The sequence below is a fragment of the Nocardia sp. NPDC056952 genome, from assembly GCF_042674185.1.
Lineage (GTDB): Bacteria > Actinomycetota > Actinomycetes > Mycobacteriales > Mycobacteriaceae > Nocardia.
Map to the genome: position 1 here is coordinate 439,707 of NZ_JBHURA010000005.1, position 14,935 is coordinate 454,641.

At 69.6% G+C, this 14,935-nt stretch carries 8 protein-coding genes; 3 read left to right on the plus strand and 5 right to left on the minus strand.

The features are described 5' to 3' along the window. The first annotated feature begins 347 nt into the window (after window positions 1-347). A complete protein-coding gene (locus ACFTS5_RS20815) occupies window positions 348-6,500 on the plus strand; it encodes an amino acid adenylation domain-containing protein (RefSeq protein ID WP_378633302.1) in 6,153 nt (2,050 codons plus the stop codon). A gap of 54 nt (window positions 6,501-6,554) precedes the next feature. Here ACFTS5_RS20815 and ACFTS5_RS20820 read toward each other — a convergent pair whose 3' ends face one another. The 3 genes from ACFTS5_RS20820 to ACFTS5_RS20830 form a co-directional block, all read right to left on the minus strand. After that, window positions 6,555-7,406 carry a 3-hydroxybutyryl-CoA dehydrogenase gene (locus ACFTS5_RS20820; protein WP_378633304.1) on the minus strand — a complete coding sequence of 284 codons (852 nt, stop codon included), beginning with the start codon at window positions 7,404-7,406 and terminating at the stop codon, window positions 6,555-6,557. A 146-nt stretch (window positions 7,407-7,552) separates the two neighbouring features. Further along, entirely contained in the window at window positions 7,553-8,197 is a 645-nt protein-coding gene (locus tag ACFTS5_RS20825) for a Rid family hydrolase (protein WP_378633307.1), read from the minus strand. Between the two features lie 29 nt (window positions 8,198-8,226). Next, window positions 8,227-9,792: a flavin monoamine oxidase family protein gene (locus ACFTS5_RS20830; protein WP_378633479.1), complete on the minus strand. Its 1,566-nt coding sequence runs from the start codon at window positions 9,790-9,792 to the stop codon at window positions 8,227-8,229. Between the two features lie 238 nt (window positions 9,793-10,030). Here ACFTS5_RS20830 and ACFTS5_RS20835 point away from each other — a divergent pair, with 238 nt between their 5' ends. Further along, window positions 10,031-11,524 carry an APC family permease gene (locus ACFTS5_RS20835; protein ID WP_378633309.1) on the plus strand — a complete coding sequence of 498 codons (1,494 nt, stop codon included), beginning with the start codon at window positions 10,031-10,033 and terminating at the stop codon, window positions 11,522-11,524. Next, the gene (locus ACFTS5_RS20840) at window positions 11,521-12,255 is read left to right on the plus strand and encodes an IclR family transcriptional regulator (protein ID WP_378633312.1); all 735 of its coding nucleotides are present in this window, start codon (window positions 11,521-11,523) and stop codon (window positions 12,253-12,255) included. The genes ACFTS5_RS20835 and ACFTS5_RS20840 overlap by 4 nt, the downstream gene beginning before the upstream one ends. 57 nt (window positions 12,256-12,312) lie before the next feature. On the opposite strand, the gene ACFTS5_RS20845 is transcribed toward ACFTS5_RS20840, so the two are convergent. Further along, entirely contained in the window at window positions 12,313-13,806 is a 1,494-nt protein-coding gene (locus ACFTS5_RS20845) for an APC family permease (protein WP_378633315.1), read from the minus strand. Continuing rightward, window positions 13,803-14,885 (minus strand): Glu/Leu/Phe/Val dehydrogenase dimerization domain-containing protein, encoded by a 1,083-nt coding sequence (locus ACFTS5_RS20850; protein ID WP_378633317.1) that lies wholly within the window; start codon window positions 14,883-14,885, stop codon window positions 13,803-13,805. Before ACFTS5_RS20850 ends, ACFTS5_RS20845 begins: the two co-directional genes overlap by 4 nt. Window positions 14,886-14,935: the final 50 nt, after the last annotated feature.

A 14,935-nucleotide genomic window follows, 5' to 3' on the forward strand; every position in this document is an offset into this window, starting at 1 on the left:
GACCGCGTTCGCGGTCTCCGGTTTTGTCGTCTGCGCCGGAGGAATCGTCACGGATGTGCAGGTCGGTGACCGGGCGACGAATAGTGGAAATGTGAAACGCTCCTGTCCGCTCGGAGATGTTTCGTCCGGCGTATGACCTGCGTATGAGCTGTGTAACAAACTGGCCAGTCGGCTATACCCATTGGTGTGTACGTTGAAACGATCAAATTGCCACTGCGCCGAAATTGATGAGATATTTGCGGTACCGTCACGCAGGATTTTTCCGATACCCCGTGTAGCCGAGAGTCCAGGCGATGTTCGAGATGTGCGATCGCAAGGGTGATCCATGGTGAAGGGAAGCCTTTCCGGTGACTGAGCAAGCTTCTGGCGTACGCCGTCGCGCCGCACGGCGAATCCGCCGCGCGCCCGTGACGTCCACGTTGCCGCGCCTCCTGCTGGCCGCCGTCGAGCGTGCCCCCGAGGCGCCCGCGTTGCGATTCGCCGGGCAGACCCTCACCTACACCGAACTGGACCAGTGGTCGTCGCGTCTGGCCAGGGTGCTGATCGCCCGCGGCCTCGGCCCCGGTGACCGGTTCGTCCTCGCGCTGACCCGCTCGATCGAGTCCGTGGTCGCGGTCTGGGCGGCCGCCAAGTCCGGCGCCACCTTCGTGCCCGTCGATCCCCGCTACCCGGCCGAACGGGTGGCCCATATGCTCGCCGACTCCGGTGCCGCGTTCGGGCTGGCCAAGACGGCGGACGCGGCCCGGCTCGACGCCGGGATCCAGTGGCTCGCCCTCGATTCCGACGAGTTCGGCGCCGAATGCGCCGCGATGTCGGATGAACCCGTGAGCGCGGGCGAACGCGTCCGCAGGCTTTCCCCGGACGACCTCGCCTACATCATCTACACCTCCGGCTCGACCGGCGTCCCCAAGGGGGTCGCGGTCACCCACACCGGCCTGGCCGGTCTGTGCGCCGAACAGGTCCGCCGCTTCGGTATCACCGCCGCCTCGCGCACGCTGCACTTCGCCTCGCCCAGCTTCGACGCCAGCATGCTGGAGATGCTGCTGGCGATCGGCGCGAGCGCGACGATGGTCATCGCGCCGCCCGATGTCTACGGTGGCGACGAACTGACCGAACTGCTGCGCGCCGAACGGGTGACCCACGCCTTCATCACGCCCGCCGCCCTGGCCGGGCTCGACCCGGCGGCGCTGCCGGAACTGGCCGCGCTCGCCGTCGGCGGTGAGGCCTATCCGCCCGAGTTGATCGCGCGGTGGGCGCCCGGCCGCGCGTTCTTCAATGTGTACGGCCCGACCGAGACCACCATCGTCTGCGCGATGAGCGATCGGCTGACCGCCGACGACGTGATCACCATGGGCGACACGATCCCCGGGATGACGGCACTGGTCCTCGACGCCCGCCTGCGCCCGGTTCCGGATCGGGTGCCCGGCGAGCTGTATCTCACCGGCGAAGGTCTGGCCCGCGGCTACCACGATCGCGCCGGGCTCACCGCGAGCAGATTCGTCGCCGACCCGCTCGGTCGCGGCAGGCTCTATCGCACCGGTGACCTGGTGCAGTGGGTTCCCGTGCCCGGCGGGGTCGGCCTGAAATTCCTCGGGCGCACCGACGCGCAGGTGAAGCTACGTGGTTTCCGCATCGAACTCGGCGAGATCGACGCGCTGTTCGCCGCCGACGACGCGGTGCGCTTCGCCGCCACGCTGATCCGGACGCTGCCCAGCGGGGAGAGCGCGCTCGTCTCCTACCTCGTCGCGGCCCCGGGTGCCACGATCGACACGGCGGCACTCACCCGGCTGGCCGAGCGGCACCTGCCCCAGCACGCGGTGCCCGCCGCGATCATGGTGCTCGACGAGGTGCCGTTGACGCCGGTCGGCAAGCTCGATCACCGGGCACTGCCCGCGCCGGAACTCACCGCCCGCGAGTTCGAGGAGCCGCGCGGTGACACCGAACGCACCGTGGCCGCGGTCTTCGCCGAACTGCTCGGCGCCGACCCGATCGGGCGCGGCGACGACTTCTTCGCCCTCGGTGGCAATTCGCTGCTCGCCACCCAGCTGGCCGGCCGGCTCGGTGCCGCGGTGGGTGTGCGGGTACCGGCCCGCACCGTGTTCGAGCACGGCACGGTGGCCGAGCTGGCCGGTGCGCTCGACGCGCTGGTCGGTGCCGCGTCGGCGCGGGTGCCGCTGATCCGCCGCGAACGTGGTGCGCACGTCCCGCTGTCGCTGGCCCAGCAGCGCATGTGGTTCATGGCGCGGCTGGATCCCGACTCCAGCGCCTACAACATCCCGGTCGCGCTGCGGATGACCGGCCCGCTCGACACCGTCGCGCTCACCGCCGCACTCGACGACGTGCTCGAACGCCACGAGGTGCTGCGCACGGTGTACCCCGAGCACGAGGGCGCCGGCTTCCAGCAGGTGCTGCCCCTGGCGCAGGCCGGCCTCGACGTGGTGGTCGACCCGATCGCGGAAGCCGATCTGCCGGGCGCACTGGCCAGGCTGACGTTCGGCGGATTCGATGTGTGCCGTCGAGTTCCCGTGCGCGCGGCCGTCTTCCGGCTCTCCGCGACCGACCATGTGCTGGCGGTGGTCGTGCACCACATCGCCACCGACGGCTTCTCGCTCGGCCCGCTGACGCGCGACCTGATGACCGCCTACGCCGCCCGCGCCGCCGGTGCGGCGCCCGGCTGGGCGCCGTTGCCCGTGCAGTACGCGGACTACACGCTCTGGCAGCAGGAAATGCTCGGCGCGGCAGACGATGCAGGCTCGCTGCTGGCCGAACAGCTCGGGTTCTGGCGCACCGCGCTCGCCGGTGCCCCGGCCCTGCTCGAGCTGCCCACCGACCGGCCGCGTCCGCCGGTGGCGGGCACTCGCGGCGCCGCCCAGGACTTCGCGGTATCCGCCGAGGTGCATGCCGCGCTGGAAACCCTGGCGCGCGAACACAATGCCTCGCTGTTCATGGTGGTGCGGGCGGCGCTGTCGGTGCTGCTGGCGCGGGTCGCCGGTACCGAGGACGTCACCGTCGGCGCGCCGGTCGCGGGCCGTGGCGAGCCCGAGCTCGACGATCTCGTCGGCATGTTCGTCAACACCATCGTGTTGCGCACCCGCGTCGACGCCGCCGAATCCTTCGCGTCCCTGCTCGATCGGGTTCGCGATATCGATCTGGCCGCCTTCGCCCACGCCGATGTGCCGTTCGAACGCCTTGTCGCCGAACTGGATCCGCCACGGACCCAGGCGCACCACCCGCTGTACCAGGTGGCGCTGTCGTTCCAGAACTTCGGCGCCACGCGCCTCGAACTGCCCGAGCTGACGGTGTCGGCGGTGGATCTGGGCGAGGAAGCGGCGCCGGTGGATCTCCAGCTCACCGTTGTTCCGCTCGAGGACAGTGACGGACCCGCCGGTCTGCGCTGCTCCTGGCGCTACGCCACCGACCTGTTCGACGCCTCGACCATGGCCAAGCTCGGTGCCCGCCTGTCCAGGCTGCTGGCCGCGGCGGTCGCCGCCCCGCACCGGCCCGTCGGCGACCTGCCGGTCCTGACCGAAGCCGAGCTGACCGAGCCCTCGGGCGAGCTCCGGCTCGTCCCCGACGCGACGTTGCTCGACGAGTTCCAGGCCCGCGCCCAGCATCGTCCGGACGCACCCGCGGTCACTTTCGGCGAGGTCACGGTGACCTACGGCGAGCTGGCCGGCCGGGTCAACCGGCTGGCTCGGCTGCTCGTCGCCGACGGTGTCGGCCCCGGAAGCACGGTGGGCGTGGCGATTCGGCCGTCGATCGATCTCGTCGTCGCCATGTACGCCGTGTTCGCGGCCGGTGGCGCCTATGTGCCGCTCGATCCCGATTCGCCCGCCGAGCGCCGCGCCGACATCCTCGCCGCCGCACGGCCGGTCTGCCTGCTGACCACCACCGGCGACGCGATCGCGGCCGACGGCCTGCCGGTCGTCACCGTGGACCGGGTGGCACTGTCGCACCTCTCGGACGCCTGGCTGACCGACGCCGACCGGCTGCGCCCACTGCACACTCTCGACCTGGCGTATGTGATCTTCACGTCCGGTTCGACGGGCAAGCCGAAGGGCGTCGGCGTGCCGCATTCGGCGATCGTCAACCAGGCCGCGTTCATGGTCGGCGAATACGGGGTGGGGGAGTCCGACACTGTCCTGCAGTCGATTCCGTTCACCTTCGATGCCTCGATGATCGGTTTCGCTTCCCCGTTGCGCGCCGGTGCGCACATGGTCGTGGCCGCCACGCAGGGGCTCACCGATCCCGCCTACCTCGCCGAACTCGTCGCCCGCCATCGTGTGACCGGCACGACCATCGTGCCCTCGGTCCTGCAGATGCTGCTGGATGCCGCGCCCACCGGCGCCCTGCGTTCGCTGCGCGCGGTGTGGGTCGGCGGTGAGGCGCTGCCGAATGCCACCATCGAACGCTTCACCACCGTCACCGCGGGTCGACTGCACAATCTGTACGGTCCCACCGAGGCCACCGTGTCGATCACCGGCGCCGATGTGACCGAGGTGGGCGACGGCATCGTTCCGATCGGTTTGCCGCACTGGAATTCTCGCGCCTACGTGCTCGACGCGCGGCTGCGGCCGGTGCCCGTCGGCACGCCCGGCGAGCTGTACCTGGCCGGCGCGCAGCTGGCCCGCGGCTACCTCGGCAGCCCCGACAAGACGATGGAGCGATTCGTCGCCGACCCGTACGGTCCCGTCGGTGAGCGCATGTACCGCACCGGCGATCTGGTGCGCAGACTCCCGTCCGGTGATCTGACCTACCTGGGCCGCACCGACGTTCAGCTCAAACTGCACGGCCTGCGCATCGAACCCGGCGAGATCGAGGCGGCGCTGCGCACGCATCCTGCGGTCGCGGGGGCGGCGGTCGCGGTGCATCACGAACAGCTGGTCGGCTACGTGACACCCCTAGACGCATCGGTCGACACCGCCGAGGTGCTGGCGACCATTCGAACCCTGTTGCCCCCGTACATGATTCCGCACCGTCTGCTGGTGCTCGACGAGTTCCCGCTCGGGGCCACCGGCAAGCTCGACCGCAAGGCGCTGCCCGCGCCCGCCGTGGAGATCCGCGAATACCAGGCGCCGGCCACCGCCGACGAGCAGATCGTCGCCTCGGCGATCGCCGGAGCGCTCGATCTCGACCGGGTCGGCCGTGACGACGACTTCTTCGTCCTCGGCGGCACCTCGCTCGCGGCGATCCGGGTGCGCGCCACCCTCGCCGAGCAACTGGGCATCGAGGTGCCGCTGCGCCTGTTGTTCAGCTATCCGCTGGTCAGCGACCTGGCACTGGCGTTGCGCGACGAGTCGTCGGCCTCGGCCGCCGGTCCCGATCCGGCCGTGGACGCGATCCTCGACCCGTCGATCGACCTCACCGGCTGCGCGCCCCAGCGCACCGGCGCACCGGCCACGCTGCTGCTCACCGGCGCCACCGGGTTCCTCGGCAGCTTCCTGCTGCGCGAACTCCTCGAACAGACGTCGGCGACCGTCCACTGCCTGGTCCGCGCCACCGATGACGCGGGCGCGGTGGATCGCGTCGTCTCCACCGCCGCGAAGTACCACATCGACCTGTGGCCCTATCGCGACCGGATCGTCGGCGTCCCCGGCGATCTCGCGCAGCCGAACCTCGGCATGGACCCACTGCGCTTCGCCGAACTCGCCGCCAGGGCCGACGCGATCTACCACAACGGCGCGCTGGTGAACCACCTCGAACCGTACGCGCGGATGCGAGCGGCCAATGTCTGTGGCACCACCGAGGTGTTGCGCCTGGCCACCACCACCAGGGTCAAGCCGATCCACTATGTGTCGACCCTGTCGGTGCTGGCGGGGGTCCCGCAGGACAACGGGGTGCCCGCCGGTCTGCCCGGTTACGCGATGACCAAGTGGGTCGCCGAGCAGCTCGTGCACGCCGCGATCGAGCGTGGCGTTCCCATCGCCGTCTACCGCCCCGGCTTGATCACCGGCGACTCCCGCACGGGCGTCGCCCCCGCCGAGGACGCCTGGTGGACGATGTTGCGGTCCATGCTGGTGCTCGGGGTGGCGGTCGATGTGCGCGCGATCGCCATCGAGATGGCCCCGGTCGACCATGTCGCGGCGGGGATCGTCAGCCGGTCCCGCCAGGCGGCGGCCATCGGTAATATCTTCCGGGCCTCCGGTGCGCAGGTGCCGTTGCAGGTCGTCTACGAGGAGATCCGCAGTCGCGGTTACCGTTTCGACTTCATCGACCCGATGGAATTCGGCCTCCAGCTCTCCACCGCGGCCGAACGCCGGGACGCGGACCCCATCCTGGCGCGGGCTTCGGCACTGAGCGGCAACTACGCGGCCGCGCTCGCCAAGGCGAATCCGGCGTCGGTGCTCACCGGCGTGGAATCGGCCCCCGCCGAACCCTTCCGCGGCCTGCCGATCGAGTTCCCCGCGGTCGACGCCGCGGTCATCGCCCGCTACTTCGACCACTACATCGACATCGGCTTCTTCCCGGCGCCCGGAGCGAACCATCTCGCGCCCGCGTGAGCGGGGGCTCGCCGAGGTTCCCGCAGGAGCACCTGGCTCCTGCGGGAATCAGCATTACTTCGCGTAGTCGTAGAACCCGCGTCCGGTCTTGCGGCCCAGTCGGCCCGCGTCCACCATCCGGCGCAGCAGCGCGGGCGGGGCGAGGTGCGGCTCGGCGAACTCCGCGTAGAGCGACTCCGACGCCGCGAGGGCGATGTCGAGGCCGACGGTGTCGAGCAGCGTCAGCGGGCCCATCGGGTAGCCGCAGCCGCCCTTCATCGCCGCGTCGATGTCCTCGGCGGTGGCGTAGCCCGACTCGAGCATCCGGATCGCCGAACACAGGTAGGGGATGAGCAGCGCGTTGACGATGAACCCGGAGCGGTCACCGGCCTGCACAGCCATCTTGCCGAGGGTGTTCTTCACGTAGTCGGTGACGGCCACGGCCGCTTCCGGCGCGGTCACCAGGGTCGAGATGATCTCGACCAGCGGCATCACCGGCACGGGGTTGAAGAAGTGCACGCCCACGACCCGCTCGGGCCGCTTGGTCGCCCCGGCCACCTTGATCACGGGGATCGAGGAGGTGTTGGTGGCGAGGATGCCCTCGGGCTTGACGATCTTGTCCAGCTTGCCGAAGATCTCGTACTTGAGCGCCTCGATCTCCGGCACCGCCTCGATCACCAGGTCACGATCGGCGAACTCGTCCATGTCCAGGGTGACGCGCACCCGCGCGAGCACCGCGTCGGCCTCGTGCTGGGTGATCTTGCCCTTGGTCACGGCACGGCCGATCGAGGTGGCGATCCGGTTCTGTGCCGCCTCGGCGAACTCCGGCTTCGTCTCGAGCACGAGCACCGAGCTGCCCGCCTTGGCGCACACCTCCGCGATCCCCGCGCCCATCGTGCCGCCTCCGATTACACCGATCAACTCCACTGGAGAACTCCCAACATCGCATTGCCCTGGCTGTCCCGGGGATTATTTCACCCGGGCTGGCACTCAGTGCCACAGGCTGGCGAGAACGTGAGTTATCGCACCGGCCGGACGTGACCTTGACCAGGGAATTCGTCAGGCGAGCCGGCTCATTTACGGGCCGGGTACACAGCGTCGACTTCGACTTCGACCAGCCACCCCGCCACCGGCAGACTCGCCACTTCCAGGGCGAAGCGGCTCGGTCGTGCCGCGTTGCGGACCAGGGGTGCGGCCGGGGCGGCGCTGCCGAGCGGGACCAGTTCGGTGTCGCCGGTGGTGAGGTTCGTATTCGCGAAGAACTGCCGGTAGGCGCGGTTCCAGCCGGCGTAGTCGGCACGGTCGGTGCCGGGGGCGTTGTCGAGGAACACGCGCATGGTGATGACGTCGTCCAGGGTCAGGCCCTGAGCTTCGAGGTTCTCCCGGATTCTGGCCAGCACCGACATGCCCTGTGCCTCGGTGACGGTGACACCGGCCGGCAGCTTCGCGTCCGCGAACTGCTGGGTGTCGATGAAGGATTCGGGGCTGCCGGTGGGGGCGGCCTTGTTGGTGGCGGTGGGGCCCAGCCCGCTGGTCTTGTAGACGGTGGCGTCGGCGGCGATCGTCACGCCTTGGGCGATCATCGGATTCGCCTGTCCCGCTTCGAGAACCGAGGTACTCGGCGCAGCGGACGGCTTCGGCTCGGCCGGGTCGGCCGAGCAGGAGGTGAGGGTCAGCGCCGCGAGGGCCGTCACGGCCAGGGTGATCGTCGTCTTCATGGTCGATACTCCTTGTCGGGGTGAGAGATTCAGGCGGCGACGCGAGCGTGCAGGGCGGTCACCACGTCGCGGGCGGAGGTGAAGGCGCCGTGTTGCCAGGCGATCGCGTTGGACAGGTGGTCCCCGGCGAAGTAGATGCGCTCCACGGGGGCAAGGAGCTTCGTGTACTCGGGGGTGGCCTCGCCGCCGTGGGAGCTGCTGCCCGACCACCCGACCCACGCGCCCTCGGAGTACGCGGTCCGCCGCCAGCTGCCGGAGAACGACGAGGCGATGTCGGCGCGGTACTTGTCGCCGTGAATCGCCGCGCCCTCGTCGACGGCCTTCGCCAGACGTTGCCGGTGGGTGAGCGATTCGAAGGCCTGATGACGTTTGCCGGTGTTGTAGTAGCCGACCACCACGCCACGGTCACCGTTGTAGTGGTCGTAGGGGAACATGATCTGCGCGATGTCCTTGTCGGTATTGCTCGCGCCGCCGTAGATCCGGTCGTCGAGCTCCCACCAGCGGCGCGAGTACTCGATGCCGAGCTTGCCCGAGGACACCGGGATCGCCGCTTTCAGCGCGGTGAGCACGTCGGCGGGCAGGTTGTTGGCCAGTCGGCCGACGAGATGAGGCGGCAGCGTGCAGATGCAGTAGTCGGCGTCGAGGGACTTGCGCGCGCCGTCCTGGGTGTATTCGATCCGCACACCCTCGGGGGTGTTCTTCATCGCCGACACCTCGGCGCCGAAATGGATGCGCTGCGTGCCGATCTCGCGCTGGAAGGCGGCGTAGATGCGGTCCATGCCACCGACCGGGGTCATCATCATCATGGCCTGGTCGTAGCCGAATTCGAAGCTGAAGTTGCGGCCGAGACCGCTGCGGATCGTGTCGGACATCGGGAACGGCTTCGGCTGTTCGCCGAAGTTCAGACCCGCGCCGGGTTCGGCGGTGTAGCCGCGCCGCGTCGAGCCGAGATAGCGGCCGTCACTGGAGAGGTCGCCGAAATCGCGCAGGAACGACGACAGCGCTTCCTTGTCGGCGCCGGAGAGCACGTCGTCGAGTGCGCCCCGCGTCGCGGCCTTCTGCAGCAGCTCGGACATGTAGCCGTACATGTCGGCCTTGGCGGCGCGGTATTGCACCGACTGCCCGGAGATCGAGGTGCCGCTCTGATAGTTGACCAAGGTGGACGCGTTCTGATTGCCGAACGGCTGGATCTCGACACCGAGTTCGCGACAGTAGTCGAGGGTGATGTGGCCCTGCGGAATTCGCGTGGCGCCCAGATTGAAATAGTGCCCTTCGGCGAAGGTACAGCTCTGGGTTTCGCCGTTGAGATCGGTTTCGGTGGTGCCGTTGCGCACCGACCACACCCGTCCGCCCGCGCGCTTCCTGGCTTCGAGCACGGTCACGTCGTATCCGGCCTTGCCCAGTTCGTAGGCCGCGCACAACCCCGCCGGGCCGCCGCCGAGGATCGCCACCTTCGCGCCACCGTCGCCCTTGCCGATGAGGTCGCCCATGGCGGGCGAGCGGAACGACACCTGCGCCGTGGCGGGCGCGAGGCCGAGGGTCGACATCGCGCCGTAGGCGAGGCCGGCCCCGCCGGTGATGCCGAGACTCTGCATGAATGATCTTCTGGTGACTGCCATGGGTAGCTCCGTCCGCCGCGATATCCGTTCTGCGACAGCGTCCGTCAGCGGTGGGTCGGCGCCGCTACGCCGCGGAAAACGTTCACCGATCGGCGAGTGGGATCGCCCGCCGTCACTTTCTCGCTCGGTTGCCACCGGTCGACTCGCGCCCGCAATACCGCCGAAACCAGGTCTGGATATCCTCGCCCGCACCGACAACGCTGGGAGGTGTGGGATGACGGCACTGGCCGACGCGGTCGCGCGCTCGTTCGCGGCCGGGGAACCCGAGCGCCCCGCGGTGTCGCCGTTGCGGGCGCTGGGGCGCAGGCAACTGCCGGGTCTGGCGTTGCTCGGCCAGTCGATCGCGACCACCGCGCCCGCCGCGTCGATGGTGCTGTTGCCGGCCACGATGCTCACCCACAACGCCCTGCTGCCCGGCCTGGTGACGATCGTCATCGCGACGCTGGTCATCACGCTGATCGCGTACTGCGTCGCACAGTTCACCCGGCGCCTGTCCGCGGCGGGTGGGCTCTACACCTTCGTCAGCCACGGCGCAGGACCGCGCGCGGCGCTGACCTGTGGTGTCGGAATGCTGGTGAAGTACCTGGGCAGTGCGTCGCTGACGATGTATCACGGGTCGCAGACCGCTCTGGCCTTGGCAGCGCAGCTGGGAATCACGCTACGCGGCTGGCAGATCGGGGCCGTCTATCTCGGCATCGCGGTGCTGATCGGCGCGGTGCTGGTGCGTGGTGTGCGGTTCGCCGCGATCGCGATCCTGGCGGTCGAGGCATGTTCGCTGGCCTTCATCATCGGCCTCATGCTGGTGTCGGGGCCTGCTGTCGCGATCACCCCGGCCGCACCGAATGTTCCCGCGGTGCTGGCCATCGCGATGTCGGCGCTGTTCGCGCTCGCGGGTTTCGAGAGCGCCACGTTCTTCGCACCGGAGACGCGGCGTCCGCTGGTCACCGTGACCCGAACGGTGCTGCTCACCCCGGTGCTGTGCGGGGCGCTGTTCATCTTCGCGTCGTGGGCGGCCTGGTCCGGGCATGCGGGGGCGGTGGTGAACGCGTATCTGCACGGGACGGCGAGTGGGTCGAGTCTGCTCGTGGTGATCCTGCTCGACGCGGGGCTGACGTGCTCGTGGCTCGGGTCGTCGATGGCTTCGTCGAACGCCGCGTCGCGGCTTGTGTATTCGATGAGCGTGGAGGGTGTGTTGCCGCGGGTTCTCAGCCGCGTCGGCATGCGGTTGCGGACCCCGCACGTGGCGTTGGTGGTGATCATCGGCATCGTCGCGACGGTCGGTTCGGGTTTCGTCGCGCTCGACGGTGTGCCCGCCGCGGCCAAGACCGTGATGCGCACGGCACTCGCGCTGTCCTACATCCTGGTCGCGGTGGGTGCTGTGCTGTTCCTCGGCCGGATCCGCGAGCGCAGCCGCGCCGACCTCGTCGCCGGGTGGGTCGGCAGTGGGGTGCTCGCCGCGGTGCTGGTCTGTCTGACGGTGTCGGATGCGAGCGACGGTGTGGTGGTCGCGCCCGTGACGGTGCTCGCGGTGCTGCTGGCCGGTGCCGGCTGGTATCGCTATCTGCGGGACAGCTGTCCCGGAAGTCTCATGGCCATCGGTGTTTTCGACAGTCCCGAATCCGCGGACGTCCTGCCCGGCGCCGGGGTGTTCGCCGTCAACGCCCGCGGCGAGATGGCCCTGGTAGGGGCGGACCGCGCCGAACAGTGACAACGACGACCCGCCGCGACGGCCCGACCGGGCACGAGCCGAGGGCTGTCCAGAAGGCCCTCGCGCTGCTCGAGGCCGTGGCGCGACTGGGTTCGGGCGCCACCGCGAAGGACATCGCCGCGCAGACCGGCATCGCCCCTGCGACCGCGTACCGCCTGCTGAATCTGCTTGTCGCCGACGGGTACCTGGTGCGGATCGAGGACCTGTCCGGTTTCGCCCTCGGCCGCCGTACCCGTGAACTCGCCGGGGCGGCCGAGCCCGTCTCGGGCAATCCCCGGATCCTCGGCGAACTGCGCGCCCAGCTGCGCTTCGGCATCCATCTCGCCTCCTTCGCCGACGGCCGGATCAGGATGATCGACAAGGACCCCGACCACGAGCTCAGTGGTGAGAAGGTGCTGCTCACCTGCCCGCACGCCTCCGCTATCGGCAAGATCCTGTTGGCGCGGCATCCCGAATCCGTGGTCGAGGCAACGTTGCGCAAGGTCACCACCTCCACCATCACCGACGCCGCCGATCTCGCCGCCGAGCTGCGCCGAGTCGCCGTGGACGGCGTCGCCGTCGAGGTGAACGAATGCCGCCTCGGCCGCAGCGCCGTCGCGGTCCCGGTCCGCACCGCCGACGGCACCGTCACCGGTGCCCTGGCCGCGATCGGCAAGACCGGCCGCCTGCCCGTGCACGATCGCGACCTCATCGACCTGCTCACGGCGGCGGCCGGTCAGCTGACACTCTGACCGCACGCGCGAAGCCCGGCGATCAGGGGATCGCCGGGCTTGACGGGCATGCCGGGTTTATCGAACCGGTGTCAGTTCCGGTTCCGCGGAATCCGGTCGCTTGCGGCCGAGAACCGAGTGTCGGCGCCCGTAGGCGAAGTAGACGATGACACCGAGGGCCATCCAGATCACGAACCGCAGCCACGTCTCGATCGAGAGGTTGAGCATCAGCCACAGGCAGGCCAGGGCGCCGAGGATGGGAACCACGGGGACGAAGGGGACGCGGAATCCGCGCTGCAGGTCCGGGCGGGTGCGGCGCAGTACCAGGACGCCGATCGACACCAGGACGAAGGCGACCAGCGTGCCGATATTGACCATTTCCTCGAGCGTGCCGAAGTCGACGAACCCGGCGAGCAGCGCGCAGACCACGCCGACGAGCACGGTCAGCCGGACCGGCGTGCCCTTCTTACCGGTCTGGGCCAGGCTCCGGGGGAGCAGGCCGTCGCGAGCCATGGCGAACAGCACTCGGGTCTGGCCGAGGAACATCACCATGACCACCGTCGACAGCCCGGCGAGGGCACCGATGGCGATGATGTTCTTCACCCACGTATCGCCGTGGATGGCGAAAGCTGTGGCGAGCGTGGCATTGCCGTCGGCCAGTTCGGTGTAGGACACCATGCCGGTGAGGACCACCGAGACCGCGATGTAGAGCACCGTCACGATCGCGAGCGAACCCAGGATGCCGCGCGGGACATCGCGCTGCGGGTTACGTGTCTCCTCGGCGGTGGTGGCGACCACGTCGAAGCCGATGAAGGCGAAGAACACCAGGCTGGCCGCGGCGAGCAGGCCGTACCAGCCGTAGCTGGTGCCGCCGGATCCGGTGAGGAAGGCGAACAGCGACTGGTGCATCCCCTCGGCCTTCGCCGACGGTTGCGCGGGAGGGATATAGGGCGTCAGGTTCGACGGCTTGAAGTAGGTCGCGCCGACCACCAGCACCAGCGCGATCACACCGAGCTTGATCGCGACGGCGATGGCCGAGACCCGCGAGGACAGCTTGGTCCCGGTCGCCAGCAGCACGCCGACCACCGCGATGATCACCACCGCGCCCCAGTCGAAGGTCACCGATCCGAAGTGCACCACCGGCGCCGACGACCCGAGCACGTCGCCGAGGTACTGCGACCAGCCCTTGGCGACCACCGACACCGCGAGCGCGAACTCCAGGATCAGATCCCAGCCGATGATCCAGGCGATCACCTCGCCGAAGGTGGCGTAGGCGAAGGTGTACGCGCTGCCCGCCACCGGCACGGTCGAGGCGAACTCCGCGTAGCACAGGGCCGTGAGCCCGCACGCGATCGCCGCGAACACGAAGGCCAGTGAGACCGCCGGTCCCGCCACGGTGCCCGCGGTGCGCGCGGTGAGGGTGAAGATGCCCGCGCCGATCACCACGGCGACACCGAAGATCGTCAGGTCTTTGGCCGTCAGATCCTTCTTCAGCTTGGCATCGGGATCGTCGGTGTCGCGGATCGACTGCTCGACGGACTTGGTGCGGAACAAGCCGCTCTTGCTCGTCATGAGAGCGACCGCGGGATGGCATCGAGACGGCGCTCGGCGAATCGGTTGGCGGCGGCACCGGTCCCGATCCCCTCGGTGATGGCGGCGGCGATGATCTCGCGGCAGCGCGGGTAGATGTCGGCGACCTCGGCTTCGACCTCGGCCGGCGTGGCGGCGCGCAGTTCACCGGCCACCTGGATGAGGCCACCGGCATTGGCCACGAAATCGGGCACCCAGGTGATGCCGCGGTCGGTGAGCGCCTGCTCGACCTCGGGTGTCGCGAGCTGGTTGTTCGCCGCGCCGCAGATGAGCTTAGCCTCGATCGTCGCGGCGCTCGCCGCGGTGAGGGTGGCGCCCATCGCGCAGGGGGCGTACACGTCGACCGGCGCGGTGGACACTGTCGACAGCAGCCGGACGGCGGGCAGTTCGCCGGTGATGCGCCGCAGCGCCGCCTCGTTCACATCGGTCACGCAGACCTCGGCGCCGTCGGCCAGCAGCAGGGCGGTGAGTTCGCGCCCGACCTTGCCGACACCCTCGACGCCGACCGTGCGACCGGCCAGTGTCGGTGCGCCCCAGACGAATTCGGCTCCGGCGCGCATCGAGTGGAAGACGCCGAGCGCGGTCAGCCGGGCACTGTCGCCGCTGCCGCCCGCGCCGACACTGCGGCCGGTGACGTGGCGGGTGTGCCGACCGATGACATCCAGATCGTCGGTGTTGGTGCCCACGTCACCGGCGGTGATGTAGCGCCCACCGAGGGTTTCGACGAACCGCGCGTAGGCGGCGAGCAGGTCCTCGCTCTTGAGGGTGGCCGGATCGCCGATGATCACCGCTTTGCCGCCACCGAGGTCGACACCGGCCGCGGCGGCCTTGTAGGTCATCCCCCAGGACAGCCGCAGCACGTCCTGCAGGGCCGCGGATTCGTCGGCGTACGGGTAGAAGCGGGTTCCGCCGAGGGCCGGGCCGAGTGCGGTCGAGTGGATCGCGATGATCGCTTTCAGCCCGGACCTGTCGTCCTCGCAGAACACGACCTGCTCGTGGGCGCGGGCGCTCAACTCGTGCGATCGGCCGAAGACTCCTGCCTCGGTGTGCGCAACGGTCACTGTCGATTCCTTTCCGGTTTCCGCGCACCAGGGTTGTGCCCTGGCCGCGG

Bases quoted from the DNA above. Each gene is read 5' to 3' on its own strand.
- ACFTS5_RS20825 (WP_378633307.1), bottom strand. From the start codon at position 8,197: ATGAAGACGACGATCACCCTGGCCGTGACGGCCCTCGCGGCGCTGACC.
- ACFTS5_RS20830 (WP_378633479.1), bottom strand. From the start codon at position 9,792: ATGCAGAGTCTCGGCATCACCGGCGGGGCCGGCCTCGCCTACGGCGCG.
- ACFTS5_RS20835 (WP_378633309.1), top strand. From the start codon at position 10,031: ATGACGGCACTGGCCGACGCGGTCGCGCGCTCGTTCGCGGCCGGGGAA.
- ACFTS5_RS20845 (WP_378633315.1), bottom strand. From the start codon at position 13,806: ATGACGAGCAAGAGCGGCTTGTTCCGCACCAAGTCCGTCGAGCAGTCG.